The following is a 17,778-nucleotide window of genomic DNA, read 5'->3' as shown; positions in this document are numbered from 1 at the left end:
CATATGCCAGGCAAAGTCAAAGCGGCCGTGCTCGGGGCCGTCGTCGGTGTGGTCATTGTGGTGCTCATCGAGCTGATGGCGGTTGTGCTCAACGACGAGGTCTTTTTTGGCACTGATCGCTCATGGATCACCCTTGCCGTGGCCGTCGTGGCGCTGATGTGGGTACAAATGCGTGCCTATGACCAGAAAAAGGGTATCTGGGCGGATAAAGATGCACCCTCGGAACAAGCTGGCCGCAACACCTAAAAATTGCTTAAGTGTTGGACCGAGCCTCATCTTCGAGGAATTCGTCGAGGAATCCAGGTGCAGCTTGGGTCGCAAATTCCAAGCTGTCTTGCCTCGCGAGATCCGGAGCATCGTATCCTCCGTATCCAGCAGCAGTCATAGCGGAGACTGTTTGCAACCCGAGACGACGTTGGAACAAGGATTCGCAAATGACGATCGTCGACGTCGCTTCTGTCTTTAAGGCCACGGTCGAACGATTCAACAGTCCGGAACGGACCACCAGGTACTTGCCGGTAATCGTATGGCCCAATGCGCGGTAAGCGACGAAAGCACCTGCTAGCGCGAACAACCAGAATCCTAGGATGGCCCACAGCATCTCAAGTGCTATGACCTCTTGGATGATCAGCACGACAAGAATTGCCCCGACGATCAGCGTGATAACGGTGGCCCACCACAGTCGTCGTCGTAGAGCTGCCGATGGATGTTTGGTCAGCGGTGCATCAAAGGGGCTCGCCTCAGGCGCCATGATGTCAGCAGTCACCTCCCGTGCCAAGGCGAGTGGCACTCTGGGCAGGATGGCTGCGGGTTGTGTCATCGACCAAAGGCTCAGCCCGGTGGTGATGACCAAAGTGTCTGTGACGCCCATCCATCGCCAGAAGAGCGGTTGAGAAATATGGAAACCGCGGATTCGTGTTTCATCCCTATTGACCTCACGTGTGGTGAAGAGCCCCTGAGATGTCCGAAGTTCAGTACTTTCGGGGCCTCGAACGCGTGACAGTTCGAACTTCCAAAAATCGGTGAAGAAGTCCACGGTCATGCCCAGCATGCCGACCAGGCCCACGGCAATCACTACGATGACCGTGGTACCAATCCAACCGATGCTCGCCCAATCGAAGGAAGCCATGAGCAAACCGGCGACATCAATATTCAGCGTGGACAGTATCCACCACCCACCACCCACGAGGCCCAAGGCCACGAGATAGGCCCAGATATTGAAGATGTTGTATACAACCCAGCCTGGGCGGAAACGGGCAAAGACCTGCAGCGGTACTTCTCGGTCTGTGGCTGCCTGTGCTTCGGGCGTTTCCTCGTCTTCGAGTAGTACATCACTGTTGGGACTGTGCCCTTGCTCTGTGGAGAGTAGGCGTTGGCGCAGCGCTCCAGCATCGGCAGCAATTAAGGCATCGAGTTCCAGAGCTGCTTCATCGGCGGTTGCTTGCTGGCCGGCACCAATCGTCACCACCCGCAGTCCGGCAATGCGGTGCCGGAGTTTGGCTTCGGTGTCGATACTGCGAATCCGATCACGCTGTATCGAGCGATGGCGGCGGAATAGCACACCGGTTTTGAGCTCAACGTAGGTAGGCGTAACGCGATACCGCGTCACCAACCAGCGAATCGCATCGCCAACCGCACCAATCAGCCCCACTGCGGCCAACCCGACCAGCGGCCAGAGTTGCCCGGCTCCCAGCGAGACACCCATCACCCAAATGGCGATCACCAGGGGCAACTGTGTGATGACGATTTGTGCCAGGTCAACCCAAATAATTCGACCGCTGAGACGTTGCCAGTCTGCTGCGGAGCTATGCTGTGTGCTCATGTGGCATCACCGGGGATTGCCTCGGTCAACTGCGTCAGCTCATCAGCGACGCGATCTGCGGTCGCTTTATCTAAACGGCCAATATCGATGGCACCATATGATGACGCAGTGGTCACTCGCAGTGTCGACAGGCCCAGAAGTTGCTCTACCGGTCCTTGCAACGCGTCAACGGTCTGAATGCGGGATAACGGGCTGGCGCGCCATTCTTTTACGAGCCACCCACTCCGGGCATACACCGCAGTGCCGGTGGTTTCCCATCGGTGCACACGATAACGCCACAGCGGTTCGACCATGACGCCGAGCACCAAAACTATGGCCGCTGCCACCACGATGAGGATTATCCACCAGCTGTCACTGCCCCAGAGCACATAGGCCACGATGGCACCGACCATCAGCGGCACGGTTATGAGTGCAGATTGAATGGCCCACCAGCCGATCGCCCGACGCTCAACTCGGTGCTTTGGTGGACGGAGAGCAACGTGTAGACGTTCACTCACGATATCGTTCATGATGACTCCGCTCGAATCGCGTGGACGATGAAATCTAGTAACACGGGCGTTTGTTCGGCTAAATCACACGTGGGGTCAGTCGCCCATGACATCAACAAACCGTCCACCGTGCGCAAAATAATCTGGGCAACACTCCGGGCGTCGAAGGCCCGGAGCTCACCATCTTGTTGACCCCCCAACAGAATGTCCGTCAGCCCTTGGATTTCTTCTGCAAACTCATCTCCAAAAGCGTGCGACCCGTCTGTGCCGCGATGGTTGGCGACAATATCACTCATCGCCAGAAACCCCGTGCGGTGTGCAGCGAAGAATTCCAGCTCAGCGCCGATCCACGCGAGCAGCTGTCCAAGCGCTGTATCCTGGGTCAGAATTCGACCTTCCATAAACTCCCAGCCCTGCTCGAAGAACTGTGTCACCACCAATCGCAGGATCTCGTCCTTGGTGGCGAAGTGGTAGGTAATCACGCCCTTGCTGATCTGTGCGCGGTCGGCAATCCGAGCCAAGGATGTCTGAGCATAGCCGAGCTCAGCGACGGTTGCCGCGGCTGCGTCCACGATTTGTCCCCGTCGAGCTTCTTCAATAAACGACAGTTTTTTCTGCGCGACTGGTTCACGATCATTCTGCATGGTTTAAAAATAGACCAGTTGGACGAATTTTTGCAAACATCCGGTGACACTCGGGGGCCCGGGCTCTTCTACCAGGAGCGTATCGTGCCCAACGCGCGTTGCGGCAGATCGTTGAGCGTGCCAAATCGGTGTGCTGTCATCGTCACTGCCTGTTCGCGAATAAAGGGCAACATTTCTAATCGCCCGGCAGATGTGACCGGTCGGGTATACACTGCAGTCTCCGGACTGTGCGCGGTGGCGCGCATGGTCATGCCCGTTTCGGCAGAGCCAATAAGCCGGATACGCTCGGGACCCACCGCAGGGTCAACGTCAACCAGTGAGGCGACGCGCTGCAACCATGTCTCGGTGTCTTCAAAAAAGACCTCCACATTGGTATCGGCAAAGACCGCTGTCAGCTCAGGTGGAGCCCCTTCGGGTACTGAAACCGTGTTGCGCGGCAGACTTCCGGTGCCTTCGCCGGTTGCTATGGCGGCCTGGACACGGATGCCAGCAAAAGCCACACGTAACAGGTGAGCAATCGCCGGTGACGTGGTGTCGGCCAGACGCAGTGTCACGGCCACGGGACGGTAGCGCAACGCATTGACTTCGACCTGCAGATCCGAAATGTCGTGCTGGCCCTTATACACGTGCACCACTTGGGCATCGTGGGCAACTGCGGTGGCTAGCCACCGAGCATCTGTCTCCTCGAGACATTGCCCCGCGGATGCAAGGAGCCGCCTTGCCATCTCATCGTGGGTTTGGGGCAGCGTTAGCGGCTCATCGTGCCAGTCTGTCAGGCCGATGAGATAGTTAGGCCCACCCGCTTTGGACCCCGGGCCCATGGCAGAACGTTTCCAACCACCGAACGGCTGACGACGCACAATCGCACCGGTAATTCCACGGTTGATATAGAGATTGCCGGCGGTAATGTGTTCAGACCAGGTCGCAATTTCTGCTGGATCCAACGAGTGAATGCCCGAAGTCAGACCGTACGGTACGGCATTGACATAGTCGATAGCTTCTTTCAGGGTATCTGCGGCCATCACACCAAGGATCGGCCCGAAATACTCGGTCATATGATATTCAGATCCTGGTTGCACCCCAGACCGAACACCGGGCGAATAGAGACGACCCGAATTGTCTAACTGTTGTGGGGTGAGATTCCAACGTTGCCCTGCTTCGAGTTTCGTCAGACCGCGCGCCAACTTTTCACCCGGTTCGTCGACTACCGGGCCCATTTGTGCCTGCGGGTTTGTCGGATAATCCACGACCAATGAATTGACCGCGTCGATCAGCTGACGATGGAAGCGTCGACTCACCGCGGTGCGACCGACCATGATGACCAGCGACGCGGCCGAACATTTTTGACCGGCGTGGCCGAACGCCGAATCCACCACATCCGCGACGGCGAGGTCCAAATCGCCCGATGGGGTGACGATGATGGCATTCTTTCCGGAGGTCTCCCCCAGCAGTGGCATGTCTGCACGAAGTCTTCTAAACAATCGTGCGGTCTCATAGCCGCCGGTCAAGATCACGCGTTGTACGCGAGGATCCGAGACCAGTTTGGTACCGATTGTGGATTCCTCAGCGATGACGAACCTGACGATGTCATGCGGGAGACCAAACTCATCAAGCGCTTCCCAGATTGCTTGGACGATGACAGCACCGGTGCGTTGCGCTTGCGGTGCGGGCTTGAAGATGACCGGTGAGCCCGCAGCTAAAGCGGAGGTGACCGAACCGGTTGGGATGGCCGTGGGAAAATTCCATGGAGGGGTTGCTACCGTCAGCTCCACAGGACGTGCCGTTGCCCCCGGGATATTGTCCAACTCGAGGCACTGTTGACCGTAATACCGAGCAAAATCGATGCCTTCGGAGACTTCTGGGTCAGCTTGATCGATGGTCTTGCCCGTTTCGGACCCCATCACTTCGATTAGCTGAGAACGGGCGGCTGCCAGACGGTCGCCGATACGAATCAGCACTTGGGACCTGGTGGTCACAGAAAGATCCTGCCAGACTTTTCCCGCATCGATGGCAGCGCTGATCGCAGTTTCCAGCTGTGCCACTGTCTCAACGTGATGGTCTGCCACCACGGCATCACCCAGCGAGGATTTGGCCATGCGCTCGATGATATTGAGCCCCCACGCGCGGTTGGCTGGCAGATGTGGATCTGTGTCTGGCGCATTGGCAAAAGCCGGTGACGAAGCTTCGGTGAAGTCTTCGGTCTTTCGGTTCTGAGTGCGCCGCCGCTGCGGTACAAGATCGCTTTCGTATTCTAGTTGTGCCAGCGAGGAGAGGAAGCGTTCTGCCTCACGGTCGAAGAACGACTCGTCTTCGAGTTGAAAGACCGCTGACATGAAGTTCTCATCAGAGGCACCTTCTTCCAGGCGTCGCACCAAATACGAGATCGCCACATCAAATTCATCCGGGTGTACCACCGGCGTGTAGAGCAAGAGTCGACCAACGTCGGCACGAACGGCTTCGGCTTGGGACGTGGCCATCCCCAGCAGCATTTCAAAATCGACTGGCCCGTGGGTGGCGATGCCACGATGCTGCATTACAAGATAGGCCAAGGCGATATCGAAAAGGTTCTGTCCGGCAACACCGATGCGTACATTGGTCAGGTGCTCTGGTGTCAGCGCATAGTTGAGGATGCGTTTGTAATTGGTGTCGGTGTCTTGTTTGTTGGGCCACACGGTTTGTTCCCAGTGCCGCATGGCTGCCTGAACCCGTTCCATGGGCAGGTTAGCGCCTTTGACCACGCGCACTTTGATGGGGGCTCCACCCGCAGCGACCCGCTGCGCTCCAAATTCCTGCAGGTCAACCATGGCCTGATAGGCGTCCGGCAGATATGCCTGCAAGACGATACCGGACGCATACTGAGCAAATTCTGGCTCGGACATGAGCATGCGATACACGTCCAGCGTGAGCTCGAGGTCCTTATACTCTTCCATGTCGAGGTTGATAAAGGTCACCGGATCCGCTTGCATTGCTGCCCGATAGAGCGGACGGAGTTGTTCGACGATGTCATCAACCGCCGCGTCGTGTGCCCAAGCGTTGTGTGGTGCCACGGTGGCCGAAACTTTCACTGAGACGTAGTCCACGTCCTGGCGTTCGATGAGCGCCAGAGTAGCCGCAATCCGATTATCGGCTTCGTGTTGGCCGAGGATGGCTTCACAAAGCAGGTTGATGTTGAGCTGGATACCGTTGCTGCGAAGCCTGTGGATTGCTTTGCCCAGGCGCTGATCGCGCGCATCAATCACCAAGTGGCTGACCATTGATCGCAGTGCAGCCCGTGCGGCCGGCACCACAACACCCGGCGCGAGTTTCCCCAACTTGCCGCCGGCGCGCACTGCGGTTTGAAGATACCAGGGCAGAAACTCCGGGACATCATCAGCGATATCTGCCAGGGCTTCGGCTGCAGCCCCAGCATCTTCCGGCCGTACAACACGATCCACAAACCTAACCGTGAAATCTAATCCGGCAGGATCTTTCAACACGCCAGCCAACTGTTGGGCGGAAGCATCCGGTTCGATACGTGCGGCCGCCGCCAACCATGTTCGAACTTGCTCGATGGCAGCATCTCCAAGTTGCCATGGAGCAATATCAGCCGGACGATGATCTGCAGTAGCCATAATGCTTCCGATCCCAAGTTGCATCTCTTGTGACACGTATCATACGGCTTCGGCCGGAGAAGACAGAAGATGACGGCCAACACATTTTGCACAAATCAAGCCTACGACCAGCGAATATACAGGCAACAACCAGCATCATGATTACTCGACGCCTATCAGCGGTGATTGAGATTTGGAAATTGCGCTGTCAGTGACGAATAATTGTTTGCTATGAATGAAGAACATGCCTATCAACTGGCCGCCATCGTCGCCTATTTACTTCTGATGGTTGGCATTGGATTGTACGCGTACCGCCGGACAAAAACAGGTCGAGATTTTCTGCTAGCAGGACGTGACCTGTCGCCGCGGGTAGCTGCTCTTTCTGCAGGAGCCTCCGATATGTCGGGTTGGCTCATGATGGGTCTGCCCGGTGCGCTGTACGCCACCGGTTTACTTGAAGCCTGGATTGCAATTGGTCTCACGATAGGCACCTGGTTCAACTGGAAAATTGTGGCACCGCGTCTGCGGGTCTATTCGGAGATCACGTCCGATGCGATCACTATGCCGGCGTTCTTTGAACAACGTTTCCGGGATCGCACCCGTTTGCTGCGCTCCGTGTCAGCCGTCATTATTTTACTGTTCTTCATTTTCTATGTTGCCTCGATGATGGTCGCATCCGGGGCGTTCTTTGAATCCGCGTTCGGTTGGCCCTACATGACCGGCCTCCTCGTGGTCGCCGCTGTCACGCTGCTCTATACTGCCTTCGGTGGTTTCCTCGGTGTATCACTCACCGACGTTGCCCAGGGCTTGCTTATGTTGGCTGCTCTGGTTGCCGTACCGATTATCGCTACGGTCCAACTTGGGGGTCCTGGTGAAGTGGTCAGTCTTATCAGCGAATCTGATCTCCAAGAGGGCCTGAGCCACCTGTCCTTCACCGGCGGTGAATTCAGCATGACCTCCGCGCTCGTGATTATTTCCGGTCTCGCATGGGGCCTGGGCTATTTCGGCCAGCCACACATCCTGGCACGTCACTTCGCGATCCGTGACCCCCGAGAAATCAAGACGGCTCGTCGCATCGGCACCGGCTGGGTTGCCATCTCTATGACCGGCGCCGTGCTGACCGGTCTGATCGGGGTGGCCTGGTTCCAACGCGAAGGCCAACCACTCGAAAACTCCGAAACCGTGTTCCTTGCCCTGTCACAAATTCTGTTTCACCCGTTCATAGCCGGTTTGGTACTGGCTGCGGTCTTGGCAGCGATCATGTCGACAATGTCGTCCCAACTCATCGTGTCGTCCTCCGCTTTGGTTGAAGACGTCTACGGTCTGTTCAAACGGAACCCGAATGAACGCACTCAGCTCTGGTTGGGGCGCGGGTCCGTCGTCCTGGTCACCATCATCGCCGTCCTCATCGCCCGCGACCCGGAAGCAACCGTTTTAGATCTCGTTGGTTTCGCCTGGGCTGGCTTTGGCGCCGCATTCGGTCCGATGGTTCTACTGGCCCTCTACTGGCGACGCATTACTGCCATGGGCGCGCTTGCTGGGATGGTTGCCGGTGCCGCGGTGACCTATATTTGGGGCAGCGTTCCTGCGATCAAAGAAGCCCTCAACCTCTACGAAATCGTCCCCGGGGTTCTTGCTAACCTCGTGGTTGCCGTAGCGGTCTCATTGCTGACCAAGAAGCCTCAGCCAGAAATTGATGAGGAATTCACGCGTATGAAAGCAACAGTAGCCGGAAAATAGTTTCAGACAGATCTGACGTTGCAGCGGCGTACGATGGAACCATGGGTTTTTCTCGTCGACAAACGATATACGTGGCACTACAGCCTGACCAGGTATGGGATATCCTGACTGATCCTGGAGCGTGGCTGCAATTCGATGACCAGCTCCAGCAGTTCTCCCCGGTCCACATGACCGGGAATCGACTGCAGGTCGCAGACAGGGTCAAGGTCGTACCGAAAGCACTGGTTCGTGGTTTCGTGCACGCCGCAACCGCTCCGCCGGCAACCATCACGACCGTTGCTGCACGGCGAGAAATCGCTTGGCGCCAGACTCAGCCCGGGGGCTTTACCCAACAACGCTGGCAACTTCGTGCCACCGTTGATGGCGGTACCGAGCTGACCCGTCACACCGAAGTGGTTGGCCCTCTTGCCGCTCCCCTGGGCGCCGCCCTGGCTGCTCCCTTGGCGGGTGATGTGGGTGCCGTCGGTGCGCGCATGGTTCACATGGCTTCAACCGGACCGGACGTCGCCCAACCGCTCACGATTATCGCCGGCGGCTCGGGCTACCTCGGTCAACGATTAGCCACCCGCATGATCGCCGCTGGACAACGTGCAACCGTACTGACGCGCCAACCCACATCAGGGGCCACCTATCCTCAAGCTCGCTGGGGCCAAGACGATCTTGGACCACTACATGAACTCCTGATGGATCCCGCCGGCGTCAACATCGTCAACCTGGCTGGTAAACGTCTCGGGCCTCGCTTCACGCCAGAAGAACTGCGCCTCCAAAGAGCATCACGCATTGTGCCCACCGAGACTTTACGCGCCGCAGTAACTGCCGCTCAGGAAGAAGGCGCAGTGGTTCACCGGTGGATTCAAGGTAGTGCAGTGCCCCTGTGGGGCTCGGAATCCACGACGGAGTTCACCGAGGCTACCTCGCCGATGGCGGACACGGATGGCCCAGATGGTATGGGCCGTCTGGTAACTGAATGGGAGGCCGCTGCTCCAGATAATGCCGTGTTCGTACGTACTGGTATCGTGCTCGGTCAACACACAGAAATCACCAAAGGATTGACAGCCATGGCGCGGTCCACAACCCGGCCTAGCGTTGATGGCTTCCTACCCTGGATTCACGAGGATGACTGGGTCGGTTTGGTCCAACATCTGTTAGCTATGCACAATGCGCCGACAAAAGTGGTGGCAGTGGCTCCACAACAGACGCGACTGTCCGAAGTCATTCACGCGCTCGTCCCCGGACAAGGACCGCGCAGCATCCCGGTGCCCGCCGCCCTGCTGCGTACCGGTATGAACAGCATTGGTATGGAACCTGGACTCCTGATGGGGAGCACCCGGGCTCGCTCAATTGTGATTGATACGATGGGATACGAATTCTTATTCCCCACGATCTCTTCTGCCGGCGAAGCGGTCAGTGTCTGAGAAGATCGTAGCTCAGGTAAACCACACCGCCGCGAAAGCTGCGCATCTGCCGCAGTTCAAGGTTCAAGCGCTGCTTCGGCCAGAAAGCTAAACCGAAGCCTACAGTGACAGGACACACTAAGACCATGATCTGGTCGATAAGATCGTGACGAAATGCTTCGGCGGCAAGCGTGGACCCATCGACCGTAAGATCATGTTCCCGAGTATCTTTTAATGCTGTCACTTCCGCGGGATCGAATTCGCGGACGAGTTCAGTGCGAGCTGTGTGCGTCGATTCCAATTGTCGAGAATAGACGATCTTGTCGGTAGCGCACCACGTTTCAGCAAACCGAGCGGATTCAGGTGACTGTGCTGCCACCTCAGGATCAGTTTCCCAAACAGCCATCATCTCGTACATGCGTCGACCATAAAGAAATGTGCCAACGTTGGACATCTCGTCATTAGTGACGGTCAGAGCATCTTCGGTTGGTTGTGCCCAATCAAAATTGCCGTTGGCATCGGCCACATACCCGTCGAGCGAGATGATCATAGAATACAGTAATTTTCCCATTAACATCCCCGATTCGTAGAACGGTAGATTCAATCTATCAAATTCAGACGATACCGATCAGCCCGATTAGCGATAGGCGCGATGATACTGGGCCGGGGTTGGGGGATTCTTATGCCGTAGCGTTTGCGCGGCATGAATTGGGAAGTCGGGATTGCGTAATGATTCTCGTCCGAGTAATACGGCATCGGCTTGTTCGGTTACCAGAATGTGTTCGGCTTGGAATGGTTCAGTGATGAGTCCGACTGCAGCCGTGGGAACGCCGGTGCGACGGCGAATCGTTTCTGCAAAACGAACCTGATAACCCGGGCCGGTTGGGATCTCAGCAGGCATATTCGAACCGCTGGACACATCGATCATATCCACACCATGATCTCGCAACCACTCCACAACCTGCACCGTATCGTCGATCGTTAGGCCGCCTTCCACCCAGTCGACAGCTGAAAGACGGACCAACAGTGGCACGCCCTGGTCGATTTCGGCCCGTATGGCGTCGACTACGTCCAGAAGGAGACGAGCACGATTCGCTAAGGAGCCACCATAGGCATCGCTTCGTTCATTGCTCAGCGGTGACAGGAATTCGTGGAGTAAGTAGCCATGGGCTCCGTGGATCTCGAGGACATCGAAACCCGCTTCGATGGCGCGTCGCGCAGATGCCACAAATGCCGCAACGATGTGATCAATACCAGTTTGATCCAGCGCCTGTGGCGTCGCGAGTCCGGGAAATTCCACGGCGGAAGGTGCCACGGTGTCCCACCCGCCATCGGCCAGCGGCACACTGCCAGAGTGTTCATAGTCAAAAGGACGATACGTGCTGGCTTTTCGTCCCGCGTGGGCAAGCTGTATACCAGCGACAGCACCCTGGGAGTGCATGAACCGCACAATGGGTGCCAGGGCATCGCGCTGTTCATCATTCCACAGGCCCAAGTCCTGCGCTGAGATGCGGCCCTGAGGGGTCACCGCGGTGGCCTCCACGATGATCGCACCTGCTCCCCCACGGGCGAGCCCGCCCAGGTGCACCATATGCCAATCTGTTGCCACGCCATCATTGTTCTCAGCGCTATATTGACACATCGGAGGAACCCACGCTCTATTCCGTGCGGTGACACCACGAAGAGTAATGGGTTCAAAGAGCAAGCGAGACAAGCTGGGGATCCTCACGTTATCTAAAGTCAGGTCGGGGAAACATTTTCTATACCAGTCCGGATGTTATCAGGTCTCATAAGCATTCATTCATTAGGCGAAGATCACGAGCAGGTAGAGCATGAAGATCATAAGATGCGCTGCACCATGCAGCGGGGTGACGAATTTTCCGAGCATCGAAGCCATTGAGGTGAGCAGTGTGACGGCTAATAACATGAGGTTTCCAGGAGTTTCTGCCAGCACGACGGGCTGATCAGTGAGCAGGCCAATCGTCAAAACAGTGGGAATAGTGAGTCCTACCGTTGAGACCAACGCCCCGTGACACAGGTTGCTCATGCGCTGTATTTCACCCGAGGCTGCCGCGCGGATTACAGTGATCGTTTCGGGCAAGAACACAATTGCCGCAATGAGTAGGCCAGACAGTGACGTCGGTGCCCCGAGCCTGCCAAGACCCTCATCTAATAACGCCGCCATGTCGTGTGACAGCAACACGATCGGGATGACTGTCAGTACCAGCACGATGGCTCGGGCCAGTATTTCGCTTCGATGTTCTGCCAGCACGTGGGTGATGCTGGTGAGCGACTGCTGAGTGTCTGGAGTCACGGTCCGGGTTGAAGGGTGGCCACTGGTTACTTCTTGAAAGTCTCCGCGCTGTGCGCCCATTTGACGGTAAAGAAAGAACCCGTACATCACGAGGGTGCATGCCGCGACCAATAGGGCCTGTGTTGAACTGTATACCCGTTCATCACCAATGACATGAGGTAGGCCGAACGCGACGCATAACATGACCACTAAGACGGCTAGGTATGAGGAAGCACCCGTTCGATTCAGTTGTAGACGCACGTGCCTGGTACCGCCAATGATGAGTGCAACTCCAACGACGAGATTCAGAATGATCATCGCAACGGCCATGACCGAATCTCGAGCGATCGTCTGGTGGTCTCCTGGCCCCAGCATCACTGCCGAAATGAGGACCACTTCGATGACGACAATCGAAAGGGTCAACACCAATGTGCCGTAGGGATCACCCAACCGGTGAGCTAATCGTTCTGCTTGGGTCACGACACCAAACGCACACACTACGATGACAGCGATGATTGCAGCCAAGATGCCGAACAGCATCGGTGCGGCCAACGGGTCCGGCAAGATGGCGCTGGTGCTCTGCAGCGCGATCCATCCGACCCAGCCAAGCAGCAGGTGTCCCGCCACTCTGGGCGTCAGAACATTTCGGATCAATGGCATGGGAGTTGGCCTCTTCTGTGGGCCGTCCCAGCTCTGATTGATCACGTCCAGGTCGTCCTGAACGCTCTGTGGCTATCTATCGTAACGCCTGAACACATGGCGTCAGGCGCTCGATGCTAGGCATCAATGATATAACTTCGGATCTCTTTGATCTTCGCATTTTTGCCGTGCCCAGCAAATACGATGACGTGGTTAAAATGCGATTGCGACCCATCCGGATGCCTGATTGTCCCATCTGCTCCACAGTCCGTTCCGTGTGTGATGATCGTATGGAGCTTTAATTCATTGACCGGTTCTTCTGCACCCAGCCACTGGCGAACGTCTGCTGCCGTAGACAACGTGCGAGATCCGACGAGTTGCCACTGGATATCGTCTTGAAGTGTGGCGATGACCGCGTCGGCGGCTCGGCTGTAGAGCGCGATGAGAAAGTCTCGGATGACAATTTTTCGTGGCGCATTGCCGCAATTCTCCGGGATATCGACAACGGACAATTGTTCAGCATCGGCAGTCATACGCAGTTTATCCTTGTTGAAGTACGCGCGGTGGCTTACTCGCTGTTTCGACCAGTGAGTTTGTCTCTCAAACGGTCGACCATCCCGAGACCTGGCCCAACAGTTTTATGGAACAGTTCTGACTGCGGAATATTCGGATGTGGGCGTGTGGGCGCTACACGCTTAGCTTGCTCAACTTTTTCGCCTATCGCTCGACGTTGTTCAGCCGGGATGTGTTCTCGAAGTTTCGGGAATTGTTCATCTTCTTCATCACTAATGTGGTGCCGCAGCTGAGATTCTAGTTCATGCACGAGTTCCATGAACGATTGATCCTCTGCATTGACGTCTTCGAGACGTTTCATGACATCGACTAGCTCGGCATGCTCTTCTTTATCGTGCTCGACTTCTTCACTGCCATTTGGTACATGTGTTTCCATTGCCGGATAAACAAACATTTCTTCAGCAACGGAATGACGCATCACTTCAGCGATCACAGCATCTGCAGTCTCACGACGTGTTTGTGTATTCGTTGCCTGCTTGATGACATCTAATAAGTCGAGCATGGCCTGATGGTCGGCGGTGAGAATGTCGATGACATCATGTTCTGTTGAAGCGGAAGTATCGGAAGGCATGGCAAACCTTTCGTCGAGAACTTGCCACCTCCGGCCTCGAGTGACACCGAAGGTAACTCACTGCTTTCATAACGCTACTGTGTGTTCTCTGACACGTCCAGGGGCCCGCTAAATGAAAAGAGTGAACGGGGCGTATCGCTTAGTAGACCGCGACGGTTTCCTGCTGTTGCTCAAGGTGCACCGGACCAGCATGTGGGCCCGTCTGTTCTAAGCCGCAGGCTGTCATTGCCCAGAGTGAAATGCCTGCCGCTGCTGCGAGTTTCATGAGTCGTTTCTGCATGGTTGTCCTTCTCATATATGATGCTGACGCCAAGCATACAACTGATCAATCGCTTCGGCGAGACCTAGTGCGCCGCCCCTTCAGCGAGTAAGAGCTTCAAGAGTACGCTAGTGATGCGCTAGGAACCGTGTTACTTGTATAAGGCTGTGGACTCAAGCAACTAGCCGATGGAAGAGATTTTCCAAATCCTGGAGAAATACTATCCAGATCCCTGCAAATACTGTGGAGCTAAGGGGATTCGAACCCCTGACCTCTTCCGTGCCACGGAAGCGCGCTACCAACTGCGCCATAGCCCCTTATTAAATTTGGTTATCCGTTCGGACAACATCCACCAGTATACATAGCTTTTCGTTGAAAACAAATTTGAGATGTCGCGAATACGCAGTGATGTTAAACACTGGTTTGCGTCAGGGTAAAAGTCCGGAATTCGCCTGTATTTGATTGCAATACGTGTGCCCGACAATTCTCCAAACGAGGTACGCTCGCGTACTCGTCGTCCTTGTGTCCGGTGAGCAGGTGCGCTGCAGCTCGCAGCGTGTTTCCATGTGAAATCACGAGTAAAACATTGGCCTTGTCCAGTGCTTGCAGCACGGCGCTGGCGGTCCGAGTACCGGACTGACGCGGGGTCTCTCCCCCAACCGGACCGGAATCGAGTTCGGGGAGACGAAAGGCTGCGTGTTCTTCTGGCCACCGCTCTGCAATTTCGGTAAACAACAGACCTTCCCACTGCCCACCGTTGGTTTCTTTGACACCATCAACGGTGCCTAAATCCAGCTGCCGGGCGCCGAGCATGATGCGTCCGGTTTCGTTGGCGCGAGCCAATGGTGACACAATGGCTGCATCGAATTCAGTGTGACGCCAGCGTAGTGCAGCTTTCTTCGCCTGACGCCGGCCAGCGTCATTGAGCAATATATCTGTTTGGCCTTGATACCGGCCTTGGGCATTCCAAGCCGTTTCGCCATGACGCAGAAGGACGATCGTTTTCATCGTGTGCGGGTCACCTATCCGATTGAAACACTGCCATTAGTCAGCTTGCGACAAGTCAATTTGCGGTGCATCCGCCCACAGTCGTTCCAGCGCGTAGTTCTCACGTTCTTCTTCGTGTTGCACGTGAATGACGAAATGCCCGTAATCTAACAGGATCCAGCGTGCTTCGGTTTGGCCTTCGCGACGGGTGGGTTTCAACTCCAGTTGTTCGCGCAATTCGTCTTCAATCTCGTCGACGATCGATTTGACCTGACGCTCGGTCTCGGCCGAGGCAAAGAAAAAGGCATCGGTGATGCCGAGACGCTCGGCAACATCTACCGCCGAGATATTTTCGGCCTGACGATTTGAAGCTGCTTTTGCAGCGATGTTCAAGGCGTCGAGTGTGGGTTCAGGTACGGCCACGAAACTCCTCTATGTTCAACGAGTAAACAGAATAATAGCTACTATCAACGCAATGATGCCGATAGCAAAGACAATGGCGGATATGGTCAGTATTCGGCGTTCTGGTGCCTCAGACTCTTTCGGATCAAGAGTATCAAGACCGTGAGCAGAGCTTGCATCGAGTGGTTGATCTGGGCCCGTTGTCGGGAGGTTATCAGTCTCAGTTGCGGGTTCAAAATGCGTTGAAAAGTCTGGTTTCGACTCCGGCTCAAAGACGGTTTCGACTGCCTCGTCTTCCTCAGCGACTTCAAAAGGACCGGTAATCATGGGGCGACTGCCGGCACGTTTGGCTCGACGTAACAGTTCCGAATCGGTCGCGTCATGAGTCGCCGTGTCTTCATCAGGATCATCGGATTCGTCGTCCGATACATCCGAATGCTCTGGGACTCCTTGAGTCACATCAGCGTCAGCAACTGCGTCGCGTGGCGCATCGTCGAGTTCTGGTTCATCATCGGATGATTCGACAACTGAGACCGCTGCGGTTTCCAGTTCTTGCAGTTCCTGCGACTTTTCTGCGAGCTCTTTCTGGCGACGAAGGAGCAGTGGGTCGATCACGTTCGGGTTTTCCTGACCCAACCGAACAATTTCTTGGGTCAGTTCTTCGGTCTCCGCACGCAATGCTTCCCAACGAATCTCTATGGTGTCGAGACCACTCATATCCGTGATCTCAACTGCCGAGGCACCATACTGTTCCGATGTGGAGACGACGATGTCGTCCTCTTCGGACCCCACGGGTGTTTCCGTCACAGCAGGAATCGGAGGCGGTGGCGCTTGGGGTGACGTTGCCCGGCGGACCACTTTGGGCTCTGCGGTCTCTTCCAAGCTAGCTTGTTGTTGTTCTAACGCAGCTATTTCCGCGCGTCGTTGGGCATCTGCACGTGCTGCTTGTTGTCGGGCTTCGCGGCGAGACAGTGGCTTTGCATCGTCCTCGTCTTCGCTGCGTTTTGTGATGATTGGCAACATACCGGTAGATGTGACTTGGGAATCAGCTCGACGGCGGCGCGGTACCGGGACATCAGCAGATGGTTCTTCCACCTCAGCTGGCGCATCTATTGGAGAGGCAGCAGCGCGACGCCCCTGGGCGTTGGAGACGTCCGTGTCGTCATTTGCAGCAGGTTCATTTGGCTCGGCCAGTGTTGCGTCAACGGGGCTCTTATCGTTTGTTGCACCCGTGACTCGACTCGCCGGTACCGGTGTCACTTTGGCGACGGTTTCCGTGGCTTCGCGTTCGGCGTCTGCTGCGCGCTGTTCGCGCTGTTTAACTTCTTCAGCCCAGCGCTGGGCTTCTTCATCACGCAGTTTCGAGCGTTCTTCGCGTTCGCGTTGGAGCCGCAGGTCTCGGCGGGAAGGATAAGAGTTACTCATCGTCTTCCTCCGGTCTATTGTTCAGGGAGGCCGGAACATAGGGCGCAATATTATGGCGGGTTTTGTCACCGTTGTCGTCAACGTATAACCCATATTTCCCAATATATTGCACCACGCCGTCTGGCACGAGGTACCACACGGGTTTTCCGGCGGCTACGCGGTCACGACAGTCGGTCGACGAGATGGCCATCGCTGGAATTTGCATCAGCGAGACTTCATCCGCCAGCCCGAAGTCGGTGAGCTCGTGGCCTGGTCGGGAGACACCTACGAAGTGTGCTTTGCCCCAGAGTTGTTCCACATTTTTCCAGGTCATGATTTGTTCCATCGCATCTGCACCGGTGATGAAAAAAAGATCTGCATCGGGGCGCAGTTTCTGGATATCGTCCAGCGTATCGGCCGTATACGTTGGGCCTGGGCGGTCGATATCGACCCGGGAGACAGAAAAGCGTGGATTCGACGCCGTGGCGACCACGGTCATCAAATACCGGTGTTCTGCCGGTGAGACATCCTTGTCAGATTTCTGCCATGGTTGACCCGTAGGAACAAAGACTACTTCGTCGAGATCAAACTCTGCAGCGACTTCACTGGCAGCGACGAGGTGGCCGTGGTGAATGGGATCGAACGTTCCACCCATAATACCTAGGCGAGCTCGACGGGCCGGTGGGGTGTTGGGAGTTTGATTCACAGGCGTGTTAGCTATTAAAGGAGGTTGAGCCCTGGTTTGGCTTTGCAACGTCGCTCGGTGCAGGCGCCTCTGGACGCAATGCAACCGAACGTAGTGACATGATGGCTAACAGCAGGAACATCAACGCAGCAAAGAGCACCAGTCCATAGACGATTGGTGGCACCGGCAGTTGGTTGACGACAGCTTCTTCTGCTGCTGCTTGGAACATTTCCATTAGTTGTACTCCTGAATGAACGTGTGTTGCTAGTAGATGAGCTTACCGAATT

18 protein-coding genes and 1 tRNA gene are annotated in these 17,778 nt (G+C 56.0%); 3 read left to right on the top strand and 16 right to left on the bottom strand.

The window, feature by feature from the left end:
* Positions 1 to 3: 3 nt before the first annotated feature.
* On the top strand, positions 4 to 246 hold the full coding sequence (locus ACYVJT_RS00515; protein WP_343959117.1) for a hypothetical protein: 243 nt from the start codon (positions 4 to 6) through the stop codon (positions 244 to 246).
* A 7-nt stretch (positions 247 to 253) separates the two neighbouring features.
* Here the strand turns inward: ACYVJT_RS00515 and ACYVJT_RS00510 are convergent, their stop codons facing one another.
* The 4 genes from ACYVJT_RS00510 to ACYVJT_RS00495 all read right to left on the bottom strand — a co-directional run bounded on the left by ACYVJT_RS00510 (position 254) and on the right by ACYVJT_RS00495 (position 6,565).
* Positions 254 to 1,822, bottom strand: coding sequence for a PH domain-containing protein (locus tag ACYVJT_RS00510; protein ID WP_343959119.1), 1,569 nt, complete (start codon positions 1,820 to 1,822; stop codon positions 254 to 256).
* Entirely contained in the window at positions 1,819 to 2,331 is a 513-nt protein-coding gene (locus ACYVJT_RS00505) for a PH domain-containing protein (RefSeq protein WP_343959121.1), read from the bottom strand. Before ACYVJT_RS00505 ends, ACYVJT_RS00510 begins: the two co-directional genes overlap by 4 nt.
* Positions 2,328 to 2,954, bottom strand: a complete 627-nt coding sequence (locus ACYVJT_RS00500; protein ID WP_343959123.1) for a TetR/AcrR family transcriptional regulator — start codon at positions 2,952 to 2,954, stop codon at positions 2,328 to 2,330. The genes ACYVJT_RS00505 and ACYVJT_RS00500 overlap by 4 nt, the downstream gene beginning before the upstream one ends.
* Before the next feature lie 68 nt (positions 2,955 to 3,022).
* Positions 3,023 to 6,565, bottom strand: coding sequence for a proline dehydrogenase family protein (locus tag ACYVJT_RS00495; RefSeq protein ID WP_343959125.1), 3,543 nt, complete (start codon positions 6,563 to 6,565; stop codon positions 3,023 to 3,025).
* 210 nt (positions 6,566 to 6,775) lie between these two features.
* Here ACYVJT_RS00495 and putP point away from each other — a divergent pair, with 210 nt between their 5' ends.
* Entirely contained in the window at positions 6,776 to 8,284 is a 1,509-nt protein-coding gene (gene putP, locus ACYVJT_RS00490; protein ID WP_343959127.1) for a sodium/proline symporter PutP, read from the top strand.
* A 41-nt stretch (positions 8,285 to 8,325) separates the two neighbouring features.
* A complete protein-coding gene (locus ACYVJT_RS00485) occupies positions 8,326 to 9,699 on the top strand; it encodes an SRPBCC family protein (RefSeq protein ID WP_343959129.1) in 1,374 nt (457 codons plus the stop codon).
* Here ACYVJT_RS00485 and ACYVJT_RS00480 read toward each other — a convergent pair.
* The 12 genes from ACYVJT_RS00480 to ACYVJT_RS00425 all read right to left on the bottom strand — a co-directional run bounded on the left by ACYVJT_RS00480 (position 9,689) and on the right by ACYVJT_RS00425 (position 17,726).
* Entirely contained in the window at positions 9,689 to 10,228 is a 540-nt protein-coding gene (locus ACYVJT_RS00480; protein WP_343959131.1) for a dihydrofolate reductase family protein, read from the bottom strand. The two genes, ACYVJT_RS00485 and ACYVJT_RS00480, sit on opposite strands and share 11 nt — an antisense overlap.
* 87 nt (positions 10,229 to 10,315) lie before the next feature.
* Complete coding sequence (locus ACYVJT_RS00475; protein ID WP_343959133.1) at positions 10,316 to 11,392, bottom strand: NADH:flavin oxidoreductase/NADH oxidase; 1,077 nt, start codon at positions 11,390 to 11,392, stop codon at positions 10,316 to 10,318.
* A gap of 90 nt (positions 11,393 to 11,482) precedes the next feature.
* Positions 11,483 to 12,631: a calcium:cation antiporter gene (locus ACYVJT_RS00470; protein ID WP_343959135.1), complete on the bottom strand. Its 1,149-nt coding sequence runs from the start codon at positions 12,629 to 12,631 to the stop codon at positions 11,483 to 11,485.
* A 116-nt stretch (positions 12,632 to 12,747) separates the two neighbouring features.
* The gene (locus ACYVJT_RS00465) at positions 12,748 to 13,143 is read right to left on the bottom strand and encodes a hypothetical protein (RefSeq protein ID WP_343959137.1); all 396 of its coding nucleotides are present in this window, start codon (positions 13,141 to 13,143) and stop codon (positions 12,748 to 12,750) included.
* 35 nt (positions 13,144 to 13,178) lie between these two features.
* Entirely contained in the window at positions 13,179 to 13,754 is a 576-nt protein-coding gene (locus ACYVJT_RS00460; protein ID WP_343959140.1) for a hemerythrin domain-containing protein, read from the bottom strand.
* Positions 13,755 to 13,893: 139 nt separating this feature from the next.
* The gene (locus ACYVJT_RS00455; RefSeq protein WP_343959142.1) at positions 13,894 to 14,034 is read right to left on the bottom strand and encodes a hypothetical protein; all 141 of its coding nucleotides are present in this window, start codon (positions 14,032 to 14,034) and stop codon (positions 13,894 to 13,896) included.
* A gap of 223 nt (positions 14,035 to 14,257) precedes the next feature.
* Positions 14,258 to 14,330, bottom strand: a tRNA-Ala gene (locus ACYVJT_RS00450).
* Positions 14,331 to 14,424: 94 nt separating this feature from the next.
* Positions 14,425 to 15,021, bottom strand: coding sequence for a histidine phosphatase family protein (locus ACYVJT_RS00445; protein WP_343959144.1), 597 nt, complete (start codon positions 15,019 to 15,021; stop codon positions 14,425 to 14,427).
* A 36-nt stretch (positions 15,022 to 15,057) separates the two neighbouring features.
* Entirely contained in the window at positions 15,058 to 15,423 is a 366-nt protein-coding gene (gene rsfS, locus ACYVJT_RS00440) for a ribosome silencing factor (protein ID WP_343959147.1), read from the bottom strand.
* Positions 15,424 to 15,438: 15 nt separating this feature from the next.
* Entirely contained in the window at positions 15,439 to 16,827 is a 1,389-nt protein-coding gene (locus ACYVJT_RS00435; protein ID WP_343959149.1) for a hypothetical protein, read from the bottom strand.
* Positions 16,820 to 17,461, bottom strand: a complete 642-nt coding sequence (gene nadD / locus ACYVJT_RS00430; protein WP_425579894.1) for a nicotinate-nucleotide adenylyltransferase — start codon at positions 17,459 to 17,461, stop codon at positions 16,820 to 16,822. The genes ACYVJT_RS00435 and nadD overlap by 8 nt, the downstream gene beginning before the upstream one ends.
* Positions 17,462 to 17,519: 58 nt before the next feature.
* On the bottom strand, positions 17,520 to 17,726 hold the full coding sequence (locus ACYVJT_RS00425) for a hypothetical protein (RefSeq protein ID WP_343959153.1): 207 nt from the start codon (positions 17,724 to 17,726) through the stop codon (positions 17,520 to 17,522).
* Positions 17,727 to 17,778: the final 52 nt, after the last annotated feature.

This window comes from Yaniella soli (assembly GCF_054782375.1).
Note: the sequence above shows the minus strand (reverse complement) of the source record. Positions and strands in the feature narration are given on the sequence as shown.